This window comes from Vibrio sp. 05-20-BW147, from assembly GCF_013369385.1.
Lineage (GTDB): Bacteria > Pseudomonadota > Gammaproteobacteria > Enterobacterales > Vibrionaceae > Vibrio > Vibrio floridensis.
In genome coordinates, this window is record NZ_SZTO01000011.1 from 35,355 (window position 1) to 55,905 (window position 20,551).

20 protein-coding genes are annotated in these 20,551 nt (G+C 46.3%); 9 read left to right on the forward strand and 11 right to left on the reverse strand.

The annotated features are described in order from the left end of the window. Positions 1-37: 37 nt before the first annotated feature. Complete coding sequence (locus FC652_RS12045; RefSeq protein WP_176298766.1) at positions 38-1,411, reverse strand: MATE family efflux transporter; 1,374 nt, start codon at positions 1,409-1,411, stop codon at positions 38-40. A gap of 234 nt (positions 1,412-1,645) precedes the next feature. On the opposite strand from FC652_RS12045, the gene FC652_RS12050 reads away from it, so the two are divergent. Next, positions 1,646-2,266 (forward strand): riboflavin synthase subunit alpha, encoded by a 621-nt coding sequence (locus FC652_RS12050; protein WP_176298767.1) that lies wholly within the window; start codon positions 1,646-1,648, stop codon positions 2,264-2,266. Between the two features lie 36 nt (positions 2,267-2,302). Here the strand turns inward: FC652_RS12050 and FC652_RS12055 are convergent, their stop codons facing one another. Continuing rightward, positions 2,303-2,506: a CPXCG motif-containing cysteine-rich protein gene (locus FC652_RS12055; protein WP_176298768.1), complete on the reverse strand. Its 204-nt coding sequence runs from the start codon at positions 2,504-2,506 to the stop codon at positions 2,303-2,305. Positions 2,507-2,729: 223 nt separating this feature from the next. Further along, positions 2,730-3,596: a fructosamine kinase family protein gene (locus tag FC652_RS12060; protein ID WP_176298769.1), complete on the reverse strand. Its 867-nt coding sequence runs from the start codon at positions 3,594-3,596 to the stop codon at positions 2,730-2,732. 227 nt (positions 3,597-3,823) lie between these two features. Here FC652_RS12060 and FC652_RS12065 point away from each other — a divergent pair, with 227 nt between their 5' ends. The 3 genes from FC652_RS12065 to FC652_RS12075 all read left to right on the forward strand — a co-directional run bounded on the left by FC652_RS12065 (position 3,824) and on the right by FC652_RS12075 (position 6,249). Next, a complete protein-coding gene (locus FC652_RS12065; RefSeq protein WP_176298770.1) occupies positions 3,824-4,789 on the forward strand; it encodes a response regulator in 966 nt (321 codons plus the stop codon). Further along, positions 4,786-5,748 carry a diguanylate cyclase gene (locus FC652_RS12070; RefSeq protein ID WP_176298771.1) on the forward strand — a complete coding sequence of 321 codons (963 nt, stop codon included), beginning with the start codon at positions 4,786-4,788 and terminating at the stop codon, positions 5,746-5,748. Before FC652_RS12065 ends, FC652_RS12070 begins: the two co-directional genes overlap by 4 nt. Before the next feature lie 156 nt (positions 5,749-5,904). Beyond that, positions 5,905-6,249: a DUF3802 family protein gene (locus tag FC652_RS12075; protein ID WP_176298772.1), complete on the forward strand. Its 345-nt coding sequence runs from the start codon at positions 5,905-5,907 to the stop codon at positions 6,247-6,249. A gap of 58 nt (positions 6,250-6,307) precedes the next feature. Here the strand turns inward: FC652_RS12075 and FC652_RS12080 are convergent, their stop codons facing one another. Further along, complete coding sequence (locus FC652_RS12080; protein ID WP_237287397.1) at positions 6,308-6,718, reverse strand: NlpC/P60 family protein; 411 nt, start codon at positions 6,716-6,718, stop codon at positions 6,308-6,310. A gap of 185 nt (positions 6,719-6,903) precedes the next feature. Here FC652_RS12080 and FC652_RS12085 point away from each other — a divergent pair, with 185 nt between their 5' ends. Then, positions 6,904-8,931, forward strand: a complete 2,028-nt coding sequence (locus tag FC652_RS12085; protein ID WP_176298773.1) for a methyl-accepting chemotaxis protein — start codon at positions 6,904-6,906, stop codon at positions 8,929-8,931. A 6-nt stretch (positions 8,932-8,937) separates the two neighbouring features. On the opposite strand, the gene FC652_RS12090 is transcribed toward FC652_RS12085, so the two are convergent. Further along, positions 8,938-9,729 carry a sterol desaturase family protein gene (locus FC652_RS12090; protein WP_176298774.1) on the reverse strand — a complete coding sequence of 264 codons (792 nt, stop codon included), beginning with the start codon at positions 9,727-9,729 and terminating at the stop codon, positions 8,938-8,940. A gap of 144 nt (positions 9,730-9,873) precedes the next feature. Between FC652_RS12090 and FC652_RS12095 the strand changes: the two genes are divergently transcribed. Further along, the gene (locus tag FC652_RS12095) at positions 9,874-10,623 is read left to right on the forward strand and encodes a tRNA-uridine aminocarboxypropyltransferase (protein WP_176298775.1); all 750 of its coding nucleotides are present in this window, start codon (positions 9,874-9,876) and stop codon (positions 10,621-10,623) included. A gap of 181 nt (positions 10,624-10,804) precedes the next feature. Then, entirely contained in the window at positions 10,805-11,716 is a 912-nt protein-coding gene (gene nagK / locus FC652_RS12100) for an N-acetylglucosamine kinase (RefSeq protein WP_017420132.1), read from the forward strand. Between the two features lie 94 nt (positions 11,717-11,810). Here nagK and FC652_RS12105 read toward each other — a convergent pair whose 3' ends face one another. The 6 genes from FC652_RS12105 to FC652_RS12130 form a co-directional block, all read right to left on the reverse strand. Continuing rightward, positions 11,811-12,077: a DUF2960 family protein gene (locus FC652_RS12105; RefSeq protein WP_011080421.1), complete on the reverse strand. Its 267-nt coding sequence runs from the start codon at positions 12,075-12,077 to the stop codon at positions 11,811-11,813. Positions 12,078-12,140: 63 nt separating this feature from the next. Then, entirely contained in the window at positions 12,141-13,919 is a 1,779-nt protein-coding gene (locus FC652_RS12110; protein WP_176298776.1) for a bifunctional molybdopterin-guanine dinucleotide biosynthesis adaptor protein MobB/molybdopterin molybdotransferase MoeA, read from the reverse strand. Further along, positions 13,916-14,503 (reverse strand): molybdenum cofactor guanylyltransferase MobA, encoded by a 588-nt coding sequence (gene mobA / locus FC652_RS12115; protein ID WP_038963150.1) that lies wholly within the window; start codon positions 14,501-14,503, stop codon positions 13,916-13,918. The genes FC652_RS12110 and mobA overlap by 4 nt, the downstream gene beginning before the upstream one ends. Then, entirely contained in the window at positions 14,481-15,200 is a 720-nt protein-coding gene (locus tag FC652_RS12120) for an energy-coupling factor ABC transporter ATP-binding protein (RefSeq protein ID WP_176298777.1), read from the reverse strand. Before FC652_RS12120 ends, mobA begins: the two co-directional genes overlap by 23 nt. An 8-nt stretch (positions 15,201-15,208) precedes the next feature. Then, positions 15,209-15,907, reverse strand: coding sequence for an ABC transporter permease (locus FC652_RS12125; protein ID WP_011150304.1), 699 nt, complete (start codon positions 15,905-15,907; stop codon positions 15,209-15,211). 6 nt (positions 15,908-15,913) lie between these two features. Next, complete coding sequence (locus FC652_RS12130) at positions 15,914-16,732, reverse strand: substrate-binding domain-containing protein (RefSeq protein ID WP_176298778.1); 819 nt, start codon at positions 16,730-16,732, stop codon at positions 15,914-15,916. Between the two features lie 314 nt (positions 16,733-17,046). Here FC652_RS12130 and FC652_RS12135 point away from each other — a divergent pair, with 314 nt between their 5' ends. Next, positions 17,047-18,501 carry a sigma-54 dependent transcriptional regulator gene (locus FC652_RS12135; RefSeq protein WP_176298779.1) on the forward strand — a complete coding sequence of 485 codons (1,455 nt, stop codon included), beginning with the start codon at positions 17,047-17,049 and terminating at the stop codon, positions 18,499-18,501. Further along, positions 18,491-20,524 (forward strand): cache domain-containing protein, encoded by a 2,034-nt coding sequence (locus tag FC652_RS12140; protein ID WP_176298780.1) that lies wholly within the window; start codon positions 18,491-18,493, stop codon positions 20,522-20,524. Before FC652_RS12135 ends, FC652_RS12140 begins: the two co-directional genes overlap by 11 nt. Positions 20,525-20,551: the final 27 nt, after the last annotated feature.

Here is a 20,551-nt window from a genome sequence, read left to right on the forward strand (position 1 = left end):
CGCTAAGCCGCCACAAACATGAGACCCTCGTTAAAGACTAGGGTCTCAAATCATAGTTCAACTGAATCTCATCACGCTGGCGATGCAACCAGTGTAAGCGAGCGCCAAGCATCACAGCCGCAGACGAAAGTCCAACAATAAAACCTATCCAGAAGCCTTGAGCTCCCATAGGCTCGACGATCAAATCGGTCAATCCAAGCACATAACCCGTGGGTAAACCCAGTAACCAATACGCGATGAAGGTGCGATTGAAAATTGCTTTCATGTCTTTATAACCTCTCAGTGCACCCGCAGCGATCACTTGAATGGCGTCGGTACATTGATATACGGCCGCAAAGATAAGCAACTGCATAGCGAGAGTGATCACGACTTGGTTATCTGTGTACAGCAGAGCAATTTGCTCTCTTAGCAATACGGTAATCAGCGCAGTGATCACAGCGGTAGACAGACCAACAAGAATACCAACATGAGAAGCGATTCGTGCACCTTCCGTCGATCTTTCCCCCAACATGTGTCCCACACGGATACTGGTTGCCGCACCGATACTCATAGGTAACATAAAGACGAGAGACGAAAAGTTGATGGCAACTTGGTGAGCCGCTACCACCGTTGACCCCAAAGGAGCGACCAACAAGGCGACAACTGCAAATAAGGTCACTTCGAAAAACAGTGCCGCAGCGACTGGAAAACCCAACTTAAACAGGGTGACTTGAGCGGCTAATTTCGGTGCGTGAAAAGTCGCAAACAGCTTGATCGGCTTCAGTCTTTGTGACGTGGTCACATAAAGCAACAGCAGTAAAAACATCACCCAATACACAATGGCGGTTGCAACACCACAGCCAACCCCCCCTAAGGCCGGAGCCCCAAGTTTGCCGTAGACGAACATCCAGTTAAGAGGGATGTTAAGCAAAAGCCCAATAAAGCCAATGACCATGGCAGGCTTAGTGAGCGATAGACCATCGGTCAGGCTTCTCAACGTTTGAAATAGCAAAAAAGCAGGAACAGCAAAAATAACCGCATGGATGTAACCCATCGTTTTCTCGGCCATTTCAGCCTCGACGCTCATAAAACCAAGAATCCATTGTGTTTGAAATAGGACCGCGATAATAGGAACGCTAATCAATAGTGCCATGACAACACCTTGCTGGATCTCAAATGGCACCCGTTCACGCTTTCCTGCTCCGTTGAGTTGGGCGACAATAGGAACGAGGGCCATCAGTAAACCAATTCCAAACAGTATCGAAGGCAGCCATATACTCGCAGCAACAGAAACTGCGGCCATATCGGTAGCACTTACCCCACCGGCCATGACAGTATCAACAAATCCCATTCCCGTTTGAGCAACAGAGGCAATTAAGACTGGAGTTGCAAGTTTAATTAAGCTAGACGCTTCTTTCTTATAGCGATGCACGATTGACTCCGAAGCTAAGCAGAAGATTGAAAAGACGCATATATCCTACGCGGTAAACGCACATGCCTATCCGACGTCAGGCCTTTCGACGTTTTCAACGCATTAATGCCGTAGTTGCACAACGGAAAAGAAGGAGGCAGTATGGAAATCCGGTAGTGTTACCGCGCTAGGTATATTCTACTGGGATAATAATGGAATCTTACATTTCAATCTATAGAAAAGAAGGCTGGTTAGATGTTTACAGGCATAGTTCAAGGTACGGCAGAGGTTGTTATCATTGAGGTGAAGGAGTTATTTCAAACTCATACCATTCGCTTATGTGGCGAGATGCTTAGTGGCTTGGCCATTGGTGCTTCAGTGGCACACAATGGATGCTGTCTGACGGTGACAAAGATAGCCGATGATCTTGTCAGCTTTGACTTAATGCAAGCAACACTCAAGTTAACCAACTTAGGAACGCTTCGTGTTGGCGATCGAGTCAACATCGAAAGAGCGGCAAAGTTTGGGGATGAAATTGGTGGTCACTCAATGTCGGGCCACATCAGTACCACGGCAAAGATCGATCAAATCATTGATACACCAAATAACCGAACCATTTGGTTCAAACTGCCTCACGATGATGCGATGAAATACATATTGGTGAAAGGCTACATAGGCGTGGATGGCTGCTCGTTAACGATTGGGGAAGTCGAAGCAGATCGTTTTAGTGTGCATCTTATTCCAGAGACGCTAAATCGAACTCTGTTTGGTCAGCGTAAAGTTGGGGAAAGCGTGAATATCGAGTTTGATCCACAAACACAGGCCATTGTGGATACCGTTGAACGAGTGTTATCAACTAAAGGTATCACCATTTAGGTGATACCCAGTTAGCGATATAGACACATCTTTTGGTCAAAATACTTGTTCGTCGTCTGCATCAGCGGTGAGATGGATGGTGTCATGAAGCTCGTCAACCATCATATTCAAATGTATCGCATGGCAACACGCTGGGCAGTCATCATAAAATTCTTGGTCGCCATTGGTTGCATCTAGGGTAATGCCAATATTGTGTCCACAGTGTGGACAAGCAAATCGCTTCTCAGTGTAGTTACGCATACATCATAATCCTTACGTCTATCCTGTTTCCATCTAGAAGGGGGAATGCAAAGGAGGTTGTCTCTTCTAGACTTATCTCAATTTCGCTCTAAGAGCTTACTTTCATAGTAGGCAGATAAGTTGCTATTTGGGACGAATTAAGTACAAAACATGACTATCCGCTCACTATAGAAACGACAGGTTTGAAATTGAGGTGATGTGCGTCAAAAAGACGCACATGCATTCAGTAGGATAGAATGTTGTCAATCGACTTCTGAGCCTGCTCGAGATAGTGACCGCCGAACAAATTACAATGATTGAGAAGATGGTAGAGGTTATACAGCTCTTTCCTTTCGCTATATCCGCTGGGAAGAGGGGCGATGGCTTCATAACCGCGATAGAAGTCCGCATGGAATCCGCCAAATAACTCAGTCATTGCTAAGTCACATTCTCTATCTCCCCAGTAGCAAGCAGGGTCATAGCAAATGGGTCCAAAAGCGGAAAGTGCGACGTTGCCGTGCCACAAATCGCCATGAATGAGTGAAGGCCGTGGATTATGGTTAGCAAGAAGTCTCGAAAATACTTCAACAATGTCGTCTACTGACGCAAATACAACACCTTTCTCTTTCAGCAATTGAAGTTGCCAGCCAATTCGCTGTTCAGCGAAAAAGGTCGACCACTTTTTGTGCCAAGAATTGGGCTGCAATGTTGCACCAAGGTAGTTATCTTGATCGCAGCCATACTGTTTTTGCTCACCCCACAAATGAAGTTTTGCCAATTTTTGTCCAAAGGCGAAACTGTTTTCATTATCTTCAAGAGGTTTAGTGGCAAGGTAGTTAAGAATGATAAAGGCATTTGTCTTGCTCTGCCCAATCAGAACGAGCTCAGGTAACGCAACGCTATCTGTTTGACGCATCAAGCGAAGATTTTCTGCTTCGACTTGAAACTTACCCAGATACTCCTTGGAGTTCACTTTAACGAAGTAACGTTGTTCTCCATCACTGATCATGTAACATTCGCTGATATCGCCACCCGATAGATGGACTTTTTCAACGATGTTAAATGAAAACATTAAGGCTTCAGAAAGTTGTTGAGAAATCGCTTGCCACATAATCTTCCTCTCTTCTAAATCACCACACACCTAATAGTTTAATTCATAACTCAATTTCTGATTTGGTTAACTGACAAACTTTGACAACATCATAGCGAGTTGGAGCTAAAAATTAGCATAAATGTGAATCCAGTCGCTTAGTGATCACGAGTTTAGTGGTTTGAGCACTAGAGCATTTAATAATCGCCAAGTATCATTCAGTTTTTGATGTTGGTTCCAATAGTAGTATGAAAATCCTAATTTGTGACGATTCGGCATTTGCGAGAAAATCAATCAGTCGTTCCATTGTCTGCGACAACTCAATCCACATTTTGGAAGCGCAGGATGGCTACGAAGCTCTTCAGATTATGATGGAGCAAAATATTGATCTTCTTTTTCTCGATCTCACCATGCCTATTATGGATGGATTTGAATTACTTGCTAACCTTCCGGTCAGCCAATATCACACTGATGTTATTGTTGTCTCTGGGGATGTACAGCAAGAAGCAAAACAACGTTGCTTAGAGCTTGGTGCGATGGCGTTTTTGTGCAAACCTTTTGCCAGAAATGAAATAGAGCCTCTATTCGCTCAGTTCGGTTTGCATTTCGCAGAGCCGCATCTCAAGCCCGCTGCAAACCCTGAGCCCAAACTAAGCGCATTTGCAAAATTCAAAGAAATTACCAACATCGCCTTGGGCAAAGGGGCTGCCATTATGGCGGACCACCTCAATGAGTTTATTCAGTTGCCAGTCCCTAGCGTAGGCCCACTGACATATGGTGAACTGTGTATGACCATGGCCGATGTCATTAAGCGGGAAGGCGCAGTGGCCGTGTCGCAGCGCTTTGTTGGTGGCGGAATCCACGGCGAAGCGTTAGTCTGTCTTTGGGGAAATGACATTGACAATATCGGGCAAAAACTTGGCTATCTTCGCGACTTTTCTACCCACAATGAAATTATACTAAACGTCTCAAATTTATTAGTTTCCTCATTCCTCACTTCGCTGGGGGGGCAATTAGACAAACAGTTTTCACTTCGTCAGCCCGCAATTATCGATAGCTTGAGCTCCCAATATGACAGTGCACGAGAGTCAGACGAACTGTTTACGGTTGAATATACCTATTTTGCTGAATCATTAGACTTTGAATGCGAAGTCCTGTTTTTGATTGATAAACCGTCAGTCAGCATTATCTACGAAATTATGGAGTCAATATGAGTTCCGATTTAACCCTGAACATCGCTGACTTTCATTGGATCACACAAATTCTAGACACGATGGATTCCGGATTAGTCGTTATCGACAGAGAATACAATGTCTGTGTCTGGAACAGCTTTATGCAATCTTACAGTGGCGTACTGAGTCAGCATATTCTTGGTAAAAATCTTTTCGACTGTTTTGTCGATTTACCACGCGCTTGGCTGGAGACCAAAGTTAACACGGCAAGCGTCTTAGAGACACGGTCATTTTCTAGCTGGGAAAATCGCCCTTACTTGTTCAAGTTCCATAACTTTTCCCCCGTGTCAAACAGCAGCACCTACATGTATCAAGATATCGTGATCACACCGCTACGTTCACTTAAAGGTGAGATCAGTCATGTTGCAATTCAAATTAATGACGTATCTGAAATTGCACGAAGCAAAACGCACCTTAAAGAAACAAACCATCATCTTTCGGAAATCAGCCGACGTGATGGCCTTACCGGTCTACTAAATCGAGCCTTCTGGGAGCACTCTCTAAAAGAGGAGTTTGCTCGCATGCAACTTCAAGAATCAATCAGCTCTCTCGTCATATTCGATATCGATCATTTTAAAAAAGTAAACGACACCTATGGACACCATGCTGGGGATGAAGTCATTCGGCGAACAGCGGCCTTTTTGCGTAAAACTGCGCGCAATAGTGATCTTTGTGGACGATTTGGAGGGGAAGAGTTTACCGTCTTGCTGCCCAATACCAGTGCAGACCAAGCGCGTTACTTTTCTGAGCGGCTAAGAAAACGTATCGAACAGGAAATGGTATGCGTAGAAAAGTTCGAAATAAAATTCACAATTAGTTTGGGTGTTTGTGAGTTTAGGCCAAAATTTGCCTCTCACACCGAGTGGCTAAAAGCCGCTGATGACGCTTTGTATCGCTCCAAAGAGGGGGGACGAAACCAGGTTACCGTAAACGAAGAGTGATCTTTGTTCATTTTTGATGCAAATTTGCCGTTTCATCAAATAATGGCAAATATAATCAAATAAGGGGATGAAATTTTCTCTAACTGGCTTAGTATTAACAAAGAGAACAACGATGTAAGCTTACGTACTAAGTAAGCGTTCAGACGGAGAATTAGAGTGGTTGTTAACACCGATGGATACTTAGCGCTCATTGAACACCTTGCCTTAAATTTAGATGTGTTTGCATCTGATGTTGGCGACACAGGTACTGAAACCGTTGAAGATGTCGTCACGGATATGATCGCCTCAAATATCATGGCTATTTTTGAGCAGAATCCAGAGTTACATTCAAGCGTTCGCTTTAAGCTGCTAAAAGAGGCGGACTCCGTAGCGGAAGACTTAGGTGAAGTGCTCGCGGGGGTTTGGTATAAAAAAGCCACTAATGAACAAATTAATTTTTTGGACGAATACATCGCGTTAGTGAAAAATTTGTTCGACACCGCCGTTGCAAAATACGATTAGAAAAGAAGCCATTTTTCCTCCTCGTAGAGTTTCAGCTTCAAACCAACCTTCCCAAGGGTTACATTGTAACCCTTCTTACTTGCCAAAAAGTGCTTGCCCAATATGGGTTATCCAGTCTCGAAATGATGACACCCTTCGACGTAGAAGCATGCATAAACTGTTTGTCCGTTAAGTAGATGCCTACGTGGTAATCGGATTTGCTCGTTTTAAAGAATAACAAGTCACCTAATTGTTTTTCGTCCCACCGAATTTCAACTGAATACTGTACTTGCGCTTTGGTTGTTCTTGGCAACGAGCGTTGATAAGCGTGAGTAAAAGCTTGCTGGACAAATGCCGAGCAATCGATGCCCGATTTGGAGTCGCCACCGAATAAGTAAGGTGTACCCTGCCAATCAAGGAAAAATTGCTGCAGTTTGTGGTTTCCGGACCAAAGCTCCGGTGAACTGGGCGATGTTAAATCGCTATTCACACTTTGAGTGGGGCTCTGAGCACACCCCGTTAATAAGAGGTAAAAAGTAAACGCTATTAACCACTTGCACTGAGTCACTTGTCATCTCTCTATCGCAAAACTGTCACATTACAGTCATATGCCAACTCTAGACTCACTTGAAATCACTACGCCGTTTTCTTGTGACGTCATCGACTGGTTAACCTATGACTACTATTAAAAATCGTTCTATTTCGTTGATTCAAGCAATAAGTGGGCTTTTTGTCACCCTGATGTTGTTTGTCTCTTTGCTTTCATCATCAAGTTACATCAACGTGAATAAACTTGGTGAACAATTTGATTCATTATCCGAATCTGCCTTACCAATGGCGTTCAATAATGCCAAACTCACTCAGAGCATTCTGCAACAGATAAAGCAATTAAACTACGGTGTTACGCTGTTCGAAACGGATGCCTTAGCGCAAGTTACACAAAAAGTGAGCGAAATCGACCAGCAAAATACTCAACTGGTGGAAACTCTCGAATTGCTCAGCGCCCAGCTGGGTGGTTTACTCTCTGCCGAGCAAAAAGACTTGCTAAATGAGAACATGTCGCAACTCTCGCAAGTTAGCCATTCAATTTTGGCGTCACAAGCGAATGAGATCGAAATTCAGGCCTCGTTGGAACAAGCGATTTCAACTTTTCGCTACGGGCTAAGTTCTATTGGCCCAGAAATGACACGAATTAGTTCATTTTTGGCAATGGATAATCCTGATTCTCAAGATGCTTCAAACCGCTTTAGCGCAGGGGCCAGTTCGATGGAAAGCACCTTCCTCATGCTGCTAATGCAAAATGATATTAGGGTAGCGGATAAACACTACCAAGAGATGAAGAACCGCATCGCAGGGATTGAGCTCGCGTTTGATGACTTTAAAGAGTGGCACCCAGATGTAACGAATTTTACCAGCCTGACTGCACCATACGATATCGTACTCACCGGTTTTCAAGAGAGCGGGGTGCTTGCAGAAGTCATGCGTAAAATTGAACGTCAGCAACAAAGACAGTTGCAGATTCATCGCGTTACTCAGTTAGCCAACACCACGTTAACACTATTAGATGATTTGTCCGCAACGGCGAGCTTACTGATTAAGCAAAACGAATCTTTGGTTCACAATACGATTGGCCAAACCAAAAATACCGTTGTTTATGGTGGCGCGGCCTTCTTATTTACGTTGCTTGCCTCTTGGTTTTCTTTCAAGCGTTGGGTTGAAAGTGGCCTACGTGGCATTCTTTCTCGGCTTGATGCACTGACAAAGCACGATTTTCGTCACCAGGCGGTCGCTTCAGGCCCAAGAGAAATGCGAGAGATCGCAGAGAATTTGAACTTAGTGATCAGTGCGACACAGCAATCTCTTTCGTTGGTAACGCAAAACTGTGAATCCTTATATCAGAGCTCAGAGATAAGCCATGGTGCAGCCGAACAGGCTAGCCAAAGCTTAACGAGACAAAATCGCGCGTTATCATCCATGGTCTCCACGATTGTCGAGCTAGAAAGCTCCATCAATCAGATTTCGCAGGTGACGACAACGTCACTTGCTGATGCTGAACGAGCTGCAGAGAACACCAAACGCGGTGTCTGTGTTGTAGAGGGAAGTTTAGAGCGGTTAGAACGCCTTAAGCAGTCGCTGAATATGAATGATGATGCGATGAAAGAGCTTGATAGCCGAGTTGAGGCAATTCTGGAGATGGTGGATATGATCAGCGGCATCGCAGCAAACACCAACTTACTTGCGTTGAATGCCGCCATTGAAGCCGCTCGAGCGGGCGAGCAGGGGCGCGGTTTTGCTGTGGTGGCAGATGAAGTACGTAAACTGGCCAGTGACACATCCCAACAAACCACCAATATAAGCAGCATGATGAATGAACTCGTTCTTGCAGCCGAACGCAGCCGTCAATCGGTGGATGAGTCACGTGCAAGCATGTCGCAAGCACTGGCATCCAGTGATGAAGTGCGCGTGGTTTTTGCAGATATTGAATACGCCGTGCAGCATATTCGCACCAAAGTGGAACAAATTGCACAGGCCACTCTCGAACAACAAAGGGCAACAACCGACGTATCGAAATCCATTACCCACGTTTCTGATCAAGCAAAAGAATCACAGCATCAGCTTTCAGCCATGGTAGAAAGCTCTAAGCAAGTTTCTCTCATCTCAGAGCAGCAACAAGAGATGCTACACAAATACCAACTCGCTTAAACTGATTTATGGCGCAATCCGAAAGGGTTGCGTCAGCATTTTATCGAGCCGTTGCTCGTCGGCATGACGAATCTCTGGAACACCGATAACAACCGCATCATGGCCCGCTTTTGGCTGTGCGCGATAAGTACGAAAGCACCGATCCCACACAGAAAGAAAAAAACCAAAATTGGAGTGGGTCTCTTTCACTTCCGTTGAGTGATGTACTCGGTGCATATCTGGAGTCACGATTATCCGGCGCAGCCAATGGTCTACCTTCAACGGAAGCTTGGCGTTACTATGATTAAACATCGCACTGGCATTAAGAATGATCTCAAATACCACCACGGCTAGGGGAGAGACACCAAGCACAAAAACGCTTGCCACTTTAATGCCCATCGAAATCAACATCTCCAAAGGATGAAATCGGGTTCCGGTGGTCACGTCAATATCAAGGTCGGCATGATGCATTCTGTGTAGTCGCCACAATGGTTTGACACGATGGAACAGCAAATGCTGCCAGTAAATGATGAAATCGAGAGCAATGACTGAAAACAATAGGTTCCAAGTCGCCGACATATTCAATGCATGGAACAGTCCGTATTGATGATGCTGCGCTTGTAGTGCTGCTTCAAAGGCGACTACGGGTACGAGCAGTGCAACCAATACGCTATTGAGTGCCACCAAAGAGAGGTTGTTGACCCAACGAAACGAGCGAGAAACGGTCAGTGTTTTACGCGGGCATCGATTCTCCCAGACAAAACAGATCAAAAGAACACCAAGGAAAAAACTCAAGCGAAGCAGGGAAGGGTCCGTCATGCTATCTCATCCATATTTAATCATTATTCTATTATTAAGGCCTCGCAGACCAAGATTCTCTTATCAGCAAATGCATTGAAGGTTGTCGCCTCACTGAACTGACATTAAAATCGTGCTCCTTTTGACTTCATTCGACGCGACATCATGCGAGTACATGCTTTCCATCGGTTATACCAGTACCGACAGTCTATCTCAACCAAGCCTTTCAATGCGCGTGGCTGTAACGTTATCCGCTGCAACTACTGTCACGTTGCGCAACAACATTGCATTTGTGGCTATCAACCTGATATCGAGTCGAATATCGCCTGCATGCTGATTGTCTCTGACAACGAAGTGTTTAAGCCAAGTAACACTGGTCGATTGATCGCAGACACCATAAAAGAAACCTACGTCTATCAGTGGAACCGCACCGAACCCGATAACGACATGTTGCGTTTGCTAGCAAGTAATGAGTACCAACCAGTGGTGGTGTTCCCCGCGGACTATGTAGACGATCCTAAGCGTCTGCTTGAAGATTTGCCCGGTTTAGCTCGAAGCCAAGCGACCGAAGCGAATCGAAAATGGTTGTTTATTTTTATTGATGGCAGTTGGCGTGAGGCGCGTAAGATCTTTCGTCGCTCCGATTTTCTAGCATCACTGCCAGTATTATCGATTCATCCAGAGGCTCTATCCGCTTACCTGATGCGACGCTCAGATAACGAGCAGCATCTTTCAACGGTTGAAGTGGCATCACTGGTGCTTAAACAAGCGGGTGAAACACAGGCCAGTCGCTGTCTACAAAGCTGGTTTGAAGTATTTCGTGAAAGTTACTTACTCACCAAAAGCCGTGGAAAAGGCGACTTCGAACGACCAGTACTGAAACGTTTCATCGCGGAGTTCAAAAGCGAGAGTTAAGTCTAAGCTTTACTTCTCAGTTGCTGGCAACTTGCGCAAACAGACGTCATGAAAAGATAAATCCTGCCTGTGTCACGGTTTGCAGGTGTAGAGATATGGATAATGGCGCTAGTTTTTATAATTTACGCTTATTTTAGGGGCTCATTTTTGGCTCCATGCAGCAATTTCAGGAGAGAAATTCATGTATTACGGCTTTGATGTTGGTGGCACTAAAATCGAATTTGGTGCGTTTAACGAAAAACTAGAGCGCGTGGCAACAGAACGTGTTCCGACACCAACCAACGATTATCCGTTATTGTTAGAAACCATCGCAGGTCTTGTCGCAAAATACGACCAAGAGTTTGCTTGTGAAGGCAAAATTGGCCTTGGTTTACCAGGCATGGAAGACGCTGACGATGCAACGGTACTGACGGTTAACGTACCCGCGGCAAAAGGCAAGCCGTTACGTGCGGATCTGGAAGCCAAAATTGGTCGTAGCGTAAAAATTGAAAACGATGCGAACTGTTTTGCACTGTCTGAAGCATGGGATGAAGAATTGCAAGACGCCCCTTCAGTGATGGGATTGATCTTAGGTACGGGCTTTGGTGGTGGTTTGATCTACGAAGGCAAAGTCTTCTCAGGTCGCAATAACGTTGCTGGTGAGCTTGGTCACATGCGCTTGCCATTGGATGCATGGTTCCATTTAGGCGACAACGCGCCGCTGCTAGGTTGTGGTTGTGGTAAAAAAGGCTGTCTAGACAGTTACCTTTCTGGCCGTGGTTTTGAACTGCTTTACGCCCATTACTATGGTGAAGAGAAGAAAGCCATCGACATCATCAAAGCCAATGCAGCAGGTGATGAGAAAGCCGCAGAGCATGTCGAGCGTTTTATGGAACTTCTTGCGATCTGTTTTGGTAACATCTTCACCGCTAATGACCCGCACGTTGTTGCTCTCGGTGGTGGCTTGTCGAACTTTGAACTGATTTATGAAGAGATGCCAAAGCGTGTGCCTAAGTATCTGCTTTCTGTCGCTAAGTGTCCGAAGATCATCAAAGCAAAACATGGTGATTCAGGCGGTGTACGTGGTGCAGCGTTCTTGAACATCAAAGGCTAACGCGCTGCAAAACCCCTTGATGAAAAAGGCTTGCATCTTGCAAGCCTTTTCTTTTAGCCCCATTCCATAATGGGAAATACGCAAGCAAAGCGAACTACTTATTCTTCTTACCTACGCCTAGGTTCTCTTTCTGTTTCATCGTGATCACGCCAAAGCCAAGCTTTTTAAAGTGATTGTCACGGTAGTTGCGCACGGCTTTCGTATCAGAAATCGCTTCAATTTGCTGTTCCATTTTCAGATAGTCGCGAATATCAATTCCTTCCGCTTCTGCAACCGCTTCATGAATATTACGGTGTTTTTCGTAAGAAAATGGCAAAGTTTTTTCAACACCTTTATAGGTGTAAATAATGGTACGAATCATGAAATCTCTCAAAATAAAAGGCCAGACGCGCTGACCTTGTATCTGTTTCTAACAACAACAGGGCTAGATTCTGCCTTGAAGTGGAATAATTGTCACGCTTTCTCCCGTTTTTACGCTATCCACCGCGGGAGAAATTTCAATCAAGCAGTTGGCTTCACTCATCGAACGCAAAATACCAGAGCCTTGTTTCCCAGTCGTGCGAACGGTTAGGCGGCCAGTTTCATCCAATTCATAGATACCACGGCTAAACTCCGTGCGGCCTTGGCGAGAACGCAAATCTTCTTTGGCAATCGCACTGACTTTCAGTGGTTTCCAGCCTAGTTCGCCTTGCATTTTACGCACAGCAGGCTCAACAAAGTTGATGAATGACACCATCACGGCAACAGGGTTGCCCGGAAGGCCAAAAAACGGCTTTTCATTGATCTGACCAAATGCTAATGGGCGTCCAGGACGCATATTGATGCGCCAGAAATCAATTTGTCCGAGCTTGTCGAGAGCCAGTTTGATGTAGTCGGCATCGCCGACGGACACGCCACCCGAAGTAATAACCACATCCGCTTGCTGCGCTGCGCTTTCTAGTGCGTCGATCATCGATTGCTCGTTATCTTCTAGAATGCCGAAGTCCAAGATGTCGCAGCCGAGCTTCTCAAGCATGCCCATAATAGTAAAACGGTTTGAATCGTAGATAGAGTTCGCTTTTTGTTCTGTACCAGGCGCCTGAACTTCGTCGCCGGTGGAGAAAACCGCCACTTTCAATTTGCGTAATACATTGGCATGTGCAAAGCCAAGAGAAGCCATCATGCCCATTTCAGGCGAGGCGAGGCGAGTCCCTGCGGTAAACACGCTACTGCCGATGGCTAAGTCTTCACCCGCTTGACGGACGTTTTGTCCGGCTTTGATGTTGGCACCATTGAAAGTGACCTTGTCACCGTCTTGATGCGTTTGCTCACGCATGACCACCGTATCTGCGTTGATGGGCGTTGGCGCACCGGTCATGATTTTGACCGCTTGTCCCAATTCTAACGGGTGTTCGTAGTGGTAACCGGCCAGCACTTCAGCCACGATCTGGTAACTTTCTCGCTGTAAGTCATCACCTCGAATAGCGTATCCATCCATCGCTGAGTTGGTGTATTGCGGCACATTCACCGGAGAAATCACGTCGTGAGCCAGCACGCGCCCATAGGCGTGTTGTATCGGGCACGATTCAATATCACCCACAGTAGAGACTAGGGAGAGAATTTTCTCTTGCCCTTGGGCAACAGAAAGAAACGCCGGAGAAAGCGTATCGCAACATGCGGCAGGTGCATTTTGCGTGGCCACTTGCTGATGTTGGTGAACATAATCGAGGACAAATTGGCAAATCGCATCCAAATCATTGATGTTGAGTTGGGGCAGTGCGCTTTCTAACGGGCCACTGTCTGAAGCGATGGCGATAATGTTCTCATCATTAGAGTACAACCACGGTTTTCCGACTTCTTCACGATGCAATTCGATTTTGGGAAACGCAATGTTCTTGCAGCCTTCGACCAAAATGACGTCGATGGTTTGCTGATCAAAGCGGCTAAGCAGGTAATCAAATTCCGATTCAGCTTCTGGAGTTTCTGTCATCAAGGCAAAACGATTTCTCGAAGCAATCAGCATTTGTGAGGCACCCGCTTTGCGTAAGCGGTAGCTGTCTTTGCCTGGTTTATCGACGTCAAAATCATGATGAGCGTGTTTCAGTAACCCAATTCGCAGACCTGCTGCGGTCAATTTGGGCAACAAGGCTTCCAGTAGGGTGGTTTTTCCTGTTCCTGAATAAGCAGCAAAGCCAAGTAAAGGCAAAGTGATGGTGTTTCTCATGATTCTAGTTGTCCAAATTGGGTGAGTTCTTCAGGCGTGTTGAGGTTGACGAAACAGTCTGGAGAATCACTAAAATCCACATACTGTGTGTGACACTCTTTGTAGAGTAGGATGATTTTACGGTCACCGCGTTCTAAAAACGCCGTCAGTTTAGGCAAGACTCGTTTGTGATACAGAGTAAAGACAGGTTGCTGATGGTCGCCATCATGGGCAACCAAAATGTCGGTTTCATCCGTCACCGCACGACAAAAGCGCTCCACCAAGTCTTCATTGATGCGGGGGCAATCACAAGGAACAAAACCAACCCAGTCGGTACTCGCGTGCAGCAATCCGGCATGAATACCGCCCATAGGACCTGGGAAATTTTGAAAATGATCGCCAAACACGGGACCATATTGTTGGTAATCATCCTGATTGCGGTTGGCATTGATCAGAATGTTTGAAGTTTGCGGCGTTAGCCGATCAATGACGTACTCAATCAACGGCTTATTATTTAAGGCGATTAAGCCTTTGTCTTTACCGCCCATTCGGCTAGCTTGGCCGCCAGCTAAAATAACCCAACTAGTGAGTGTTGGTTGTAGCATAGGTATTCTCTTGGGATAACTCTTTTGTAATGACATACAAGAGTGGCGACTCTACCAGAGTATTGTTTTTGATCCACCACTGTTTTTTACACAAATCGGTCAGCGCGTTGGTTTGATGGCTCGTGACCACAATGCTGGAACCTCTCGCTAATAAATCTTGCGCTAACACCACTAAACGCTCGATCGACTCTTGATCAACCGACGCGCTGGGTTCATCCATCAGCAAGATTGAAGGTTTTAGGATCCACGCTCTAGCCATTGCAACCCGTTGACGCTCGCCACCAGACAGCACAGACACATGCTCATCGGCTAAGGTTTCTAAGCCTACCATACGCAGCGCGTGAATCACTTCGGCTCGTTTCTCCTTTGTGCTGCCACCATCATATTTGATGCCGTAAAGGACATTTTCATAGACGGAGCCATCAAACAGATAAGGGGACTGATGAAGATAAACAACATCACGACGGCCCAATGAAGTAAACCAGCGGCGAAGCCAGCCATTATTTTGCGCACACACTTTACCGCTCGTCGGATGCACCAAACCAGCCAAGATCTTCAACAAGGTCGTTTTGCCAACCCCATTGTCCCCCTTGAGGTAAATGGCATCGTTCGGGCCGATTTGAAGTTGAGGAATGTGAAACAGCACTCGCTCTTTAAAGCGCATGGAAAGATCTCGAGCGGTAATTTTAATCGTCATATCACTTCCTAAGTTCGCAAATAGCCTTTGCCACGCATACTCGACAGCAAAAAGTTCAACACGAGTGCCAAGGTGAGTAGCACAATACCAAGCGCAACACCTTGAGCAAAGGCGCCCTTGTGACTCTCCATTGAAATCGCGGTGGGGATGTTTCGCGTCAAACCCATAATGTTTCCACCCACCATCATCGAACAACCCACTTCGGTCACAATTCGAGAAAAACCGGTAATGGTAGCCGCCATAAGAGGAAAACGGGTTTCCCAAATCATCGTCGCGCTTAATCTTGGCAGAGACACACCAAGGGTTAATGCGGTTTCTAACGCGCGGCGGTCGCTCGATTGCAACGCGCCATACATCATCGAAACCAACACAGGAAAGCAAATCAGCATTTGTCCGAGGATCATCGCTTTTTGGGTGAACAGCATCTGCCAGTCACCGAGCGGACCTGATCGCGAGAGGAACATGTAAAGCAGCAAACCAATCACCACCGTGGGTACCGATTGCAACGTGTTCACAAATGAAACCAACAGCCACTTGCCGCGAAAATTGGTGTAGGCGAGGAGAAAAGACAAAAAAGTCGCAGGCAACAGCACCAACAATATGGCGGTAAGAGAAACGCTAAAGGAGACCGCAACGATCTCCCATAGTTCTTTGTCTAAGCTAAACAGTAAGGCAAAAGCCTCTTGTGTTGTTTGCCAAAGGCTCATTGATGACTACTTCTGATCTGCATTGGCCACAAACAGCTGCTTGCCATTTAAGAGGAAGCTGTTGATCAGCTGTTGACCACGCGGATTGACTAACCAATCGCTGAACGTTTTGGCACCTTGATAATTGATGCTCGGGTAGCGCTCGGGATTGACCAAAATCACTTGGTACGGGTTGAAGAGTTTTTGATCACCTTCGAACAGTACCGCAAGATCCAACTTGTTGTTGTACGCCAGCCAGGTGCCACGGTCTGTTAACGTGTAAGCTTGCATTTCGGCTGCCATATTCAGTGTTGGCCCCATGCCTTGGCCGACAGAGCGATAGCCACCGAAGTTGGGTTCCATCTTAGTTTGTGCCCAAATGCCCAGTTCTTTCTTATGCGTACCCGAATCATCGCCACGTGAAATAAAGGTGGCATTGTTATCCGCGATGGCTTTAAACACCTCAAGCACGCTGTTGTCTTGAGCGACTTTCGCTGGGTCTGCTTTTGGACCCACCACAATAAAGTCGTTGTACATGAGCTTGCGAGGTAACACACCGTAACCTTTTTCGACAAAGGTCAACTCGGCTTTTGGCGCATGTGTCATCACCAAATCCACATCGCCATTTTCACCCATTTTCAGTGCTTTACCAGTGCCAGCGGCCAGTACATCCACTTTATAACCGGTGTCTTTTTCGAATTCGGGCAGTAGGTAATCAAGCAGGCCAGAGTGATAAGTGCTGGTCGTGGTTGCCAAACGCACACGGTGAACATCATCGGCAGAGAAAGAGGAGAAACTCACCAGCGTAATCGACGTTGCCGCCAAAGTAAGAGCTACTTTGTTCATTGTATTTTTATTCCTTCAAATCATTCTTGGGCAAATAGGCCATTGCCGTTAAGCACACTGACACACAAACCGCGTCACCACTCGGTCAAACCTCATCGGCTAGCGCTGTTAGATATCAGTTTGCAATTGCATATGGGCCTATTGCAAACAAGATGCCAACAAAACACCAGTACTAAATTGAGAAAATAAGCCTTATATCATGCAGTTAAACATCGAATAGTTTGATGTGAGACAAAATGTCGCACATTTTATAAGGAGATTTAATGATTCATTGGTACACTATGTCCTATACGTCATTCTGTCTCGAGGAAAGTATGTCTATTCAATTGGATCCCAACTCCGTATCTCAATACCAAGCGTTTTCCGTGTTAGTTGTCGATGATGAAGTCGGCATGCAGGCCATTTTGAAAAAAGCGCTGGGTAAATGGTTTTCAAAAGTGGATGCGGTAGGCAGTATCGAACAAGCTGAAAAGCTCAGAGTGACCAACCATTACGACCTGATAGTGCTCGACATCAATTTGCCAGGGCGTTCGGGTATCGAATGGGAAGAAGCGTTTAATGATCCCGAGCGAAAAGCCGATGTCATTTTTATGACCGGATATGCCGATCTCGAAACCGCCATTACCGCGTTAAAACTGGGCGCGACGGATTTTATTCTCAAGCCGTTTAATCTCGAGCAGATGCTGCAAGCGGTAAAACGTTGCATGGATCGTCGCCTCAATGCACGAATGCAATATGCGCTCAAACGCGATTATCAGCGCAATCATATCTCTGAAATGGTTGGGAACTCCGACAAAACCCGCCAACTAAAGCACATGATCACACAGTTTGCCCCATCAAAAGCGTGTGTGCTGATTGAAGGGGAGTCGGGTACTGGTAAAGAACTGGTGGCTCGTGGTGTTCATCTGGCCAGTGGTAGAACCGGTCCTTTTGTGCCACTAAACTGTGGCGCGATTGCGCCGGAACTGTTGGAAAGTGAACTGTTTGGTCATACTTCTGGGGCGTTTACTGGGGCGAAAAAAGCACGTGAAGGGCTTTTCCGCGTTGCCATCGGCGGCACATTATTCCTCGATGAAATAGGTGAGATGCCACTCGCGATGCAATCGTCCTTGCTGCGAGTGCTAGAGCAGCGCAGCATTCGCCCTGTTGGCAGTGAAAAAGAAATTCCAGTCGATGTACGCGTGGTCGCGGCAACCAATCGCGATTTACAACAAGAAGTTGAAAAAGGGCGTTTTCGTAAAGATCTCTATTACCGACTCAACGTGCTGAAGATTGAAGTACCACCACTTCGTGATCGAAAAGCCGATCTCCATGATCTGGTCCCATTTTTTACTCAGCGATTGATTACCGAACTGGCCATGCCAGCGCCACTGTGGGCACACGAAGATATTGAAGCGATGCACGACTATAATTGGCCTGGTAACGTGCGCGAACTCAGGAATCTAATTGAGCGCTGTATTCTGTTGGGTAAGCCACCAGCACATTATTGGCGTGAGCTCAATGGCGTTGCCGCTCTTCCTAATGTGTCGATCACCGTTTCACATAGTATGGAAGTGCCAACGTTTAAAGAAGGGAAACCTGAGTTTTCCGGTGCCGGCTACCCCAATGATTGGACATTAAAAGAGGTAGAAAAAGCCCATATCCAGCAAGTGGTGCACTATTACGATGGTAATAAATCGGCGGCATCGCGTGATCTTGGCGTGGCACGCAAAACGTTGGAGCGTAAATACAAAGAGTGGGAAACTGAGGAAGCGGATTATGCAGAGTGATCAAACACTTTGGTCAACTTGGCGCTATCGCTTTAAAAGTATGGTGCGCTATCGGTTGCTGTTTCTAACCTCGGCGCCAATTTTCCTCACCTTGATTGCACTGATCGGCATCTCTGTCTATTGGTCGATTCATTACACTTGGAGCAGTGCACTGATTGATGTTTCTGAACGCCTAGGAGTTGCCAATAACAGCATTACACTATTGCAACAGAAGCAGGCTAATTACGTTAAAGCCTTTGCTGAAAGCTATCAGTTTCGCACTCGTATCAATCAGCCAGTGGATCAAGACGATCTTCAGCAATGGGTGCATAAACAGAAAAAACATTATCAGCTCGATTTTCTCGCTTTTCATCGTGTCGACACCATAGAGCAAAAATTCCGTTTTCTTGATTTAACCCAAAAGGAATCGTTTTTCGATGTACTGAGCGAAAAGGAACTAAAACAGCTTGATCAGGATTTGGCCAAACGAGCGGAAGTTCCCATTTTAAAAAGTGGAAAGGTCGAAACGCGCGGCCTAGTAAGTCGCACTGTGATTCCGGTGTTTAACCAAAGTAATGATCTGATTGGTTTTCTAGATGGTGGACTACTGCTCAACAACAGCACCGTGCTCGTCGACCAAATCCGCGACCTGATTTACATCGGAGATGAGGATTCTCTCAGGCCAATTGGCACCGTGACGCTGTTTATGGAAGATCTCCGCGTCAGCACCAATGTGCCGTTAGACAGCGAAGATCAGATTGGCCGTGCGATTGGTACTCGAGTGTCGAGCGAAGTGCATAAATCGGTGCTGATCGAGGGCAAGCAATGGGTCAATCGCGCCTTTGTCTATGACGCTTGGTATATCACAGCCTATCAACCCATTCGCGACCAGTACAACAGTACCATCGGCATGCTCTACACCGGCTATTTGATGTGGCCATTTGTTAAAGCGTATCTCACCAACATAGTAGAAATCAGCGTTATCACCTTGACCTTGCTGGTGGTCTCTGGGCTTTTGGTTTATAGAGGCTCGCGGGATCTTTTCCGTCCGATTGAACGCATTCATAAAGTGGTAAAACTGGTGCAACTGGGCAAAGACAAGCGGATTGGTGCGTTAGGACTAGATGAAAACCACGAGCTGGCGCAACTGGCCAAACAGTTTGACAACATGCTCGATCTGCTCAAGACGCGCGAACAGCAGATCAAACAAGCGGCCAATGAACTGGAGCAAAAAGTGTTGGAGCGCACAGCCAGTCTTAATGAAAAAACCGAGCAGCTTGAGCACCACATTCGATTACTCAATCAAACGCGCGACAAACTGGTCGTCAATGAAAAGCTGGCGGCCTTGGGCGAGTTAACCGCGGGTATCGCCCATGAGATTAATAACCCAACCGCCGTGATACTGGGTAACGTCGAGTTGATTCGTTTTGAACTCGGTGACGATGCCGCTCGCGTTGAGGAAGAAATAGAAACGGTGATGGCGCAGATCGACCGAATTCGTAACATCACGCGAAGCTTGCTGCAATACAGCCGACAGGGCGGGGTGCAGGATGAGATCATTTGGCAGCACGTCAATCCGATCATCGAAGAGAGCATTACCTTGGTTAAAACCGGCTCTAAAAAACGCACCATCGAATTCGTCACTGATCTCAAGGCGCATACGTCCGTTGAAGTGAATCGCCATCAACTGTTACAGATTTTGGTTAACTTACAAATGAATGCCATCCACGCGATGAACGGTGAGGGCCGATTGAGCATCACCAGTGAAGATTGGTTGGAAGAAGGGGAAAGCGTGGGGGCGGTGATCCACATTGAAGATCAAGGTTGCGGCATTAAGCCCGAAAAACTGAGCCGAATATTTGACCCGTTTTACACCACTAAACGTGATGGAACCGGGCTTGGTCTTTCTGTTAGCCAGAGTTTGCTTAGCCAATCAGGCGGGGAGATCAAAGTGCGTTCACAACTGGGGATAGGCAGCACGTTTAGTGTTTACCTCCCAAGAAAGAACGAAGCCAAACTGCGTGATACCTTGCTGATTCAATAATTGTGTGGATGAGCATAAAGAAATGCT

Coding starts and splice junctions, on each gene's coding strand:
- FC652_RS12050 (WP_176298767.1), top strand. CDS start 1,646: ATGTTTACAGGCATAGTTCAAGGTACGGCAGAGGTTGTTATCATTGAG.
- FC652_RS12055 (WP_176298768.1), bottom strand. CDS start 2,506: ATGCGTAACTACACTGAGAAGCGATTTGCTTGTCCACACTGTGGACAC.
- FC652_RS12060 (WP_176298769.1), bottom strand. CDS start 3,596: ATGTGGCAAGCGATTTCTCAACAACTTTCTGAAGCCTTAATGTTTTCA.
- FC652_RS12065 (WP_176298770.1), top strand. CDS start 3,824: ATGAAAATCCTAATTTGTGACGATTCGGCATTTGCGAGAAAATCAATC.
- FC652_RS12070 (WP_176298771.1), top strand. CDS start 4,786: ATGAGTTCCGATTTAACCCTGAACATCGCTGACTTTCATTGGATCACA.
- FC652_RS12085 (WP_176298773.1), top strand. CDS start 6,904: ATGACTACTATTAAAAATCGTTCTATTTCGTTGATTCAAGCAATAAGT.
- FC652_RS12090 (WP_176298774.1), bottom strand. CDS start 9,729: ATGACGGACCCTTCCCTGCTTCGCTTGAGTTTTTTCCTTGGTGTTCTT.
- FC652_RS12095 (WP_176298775.1), top strand. CDS start 9,874: ATGCGAGTACATGCTTTCCATCGGTTATACCAGTACCGACAGTCTATC.
- nagK (WP_017420132.1), top strand. CDS start 10,805: ATGTATTACGGCTTTGATGTTGGTGGCACTAAAATCGAATTTGGTGCG.
- FC652_RS12105 (WP_011080421.1), bottom strand. CDS start 12,077: ATGATTCGTACCATTATTTACACCTATAAAGGTGTTGAAAAAACTTTG.
- FC652_RS12110 (WP_176298776.1), bottom strand. CDS start 13,919: ATGAGAAACACCATCACTTTGCCTTTACTTGGCTTTGCTGCTTATTCA.
- mobA (WP_038963150.1), bottom strand. CDS start 14,503: ATGCTACAACCAACACTCACTAGTTGGGTTATTTTAGCTGGCGGCCAA.
- FC652_RS12120 (WP_176298777.1), bottom strand. CDS start 15,200: ATGACGATTAAAATTACCGCTCGAGATCTTTCCATGCGCTTTAAAGAG.
- FC652_RS12125 (WP_011150304.1), bottom strand. CDS start 15,907: ATGAGCCTTTGGCAAACAACACAAGAGGCTTTTGCCTTACTGTTTAGC.
- FC652_RS12130 (WP_176298778.1), bottom strand. CDS start 16,732: ATGAACAAAGTAGCTCTTACTTTGGCGGCAACGTCGATTACGCTGGTG.
- FC652_RS12135 (WP_176298779.1), top strand. CDS start 17,047: ATGTCTATTCAATTGGATCCCAACTCCGTATCTCAATACCAAGCGTTT.
- FC652_RS12140 (WP_176298780.1), top strand. CDS start 18,491: ATGCAGAGTGATCAAACACTTTGGTCAACTTGGCGCTATCGCTTTAAA.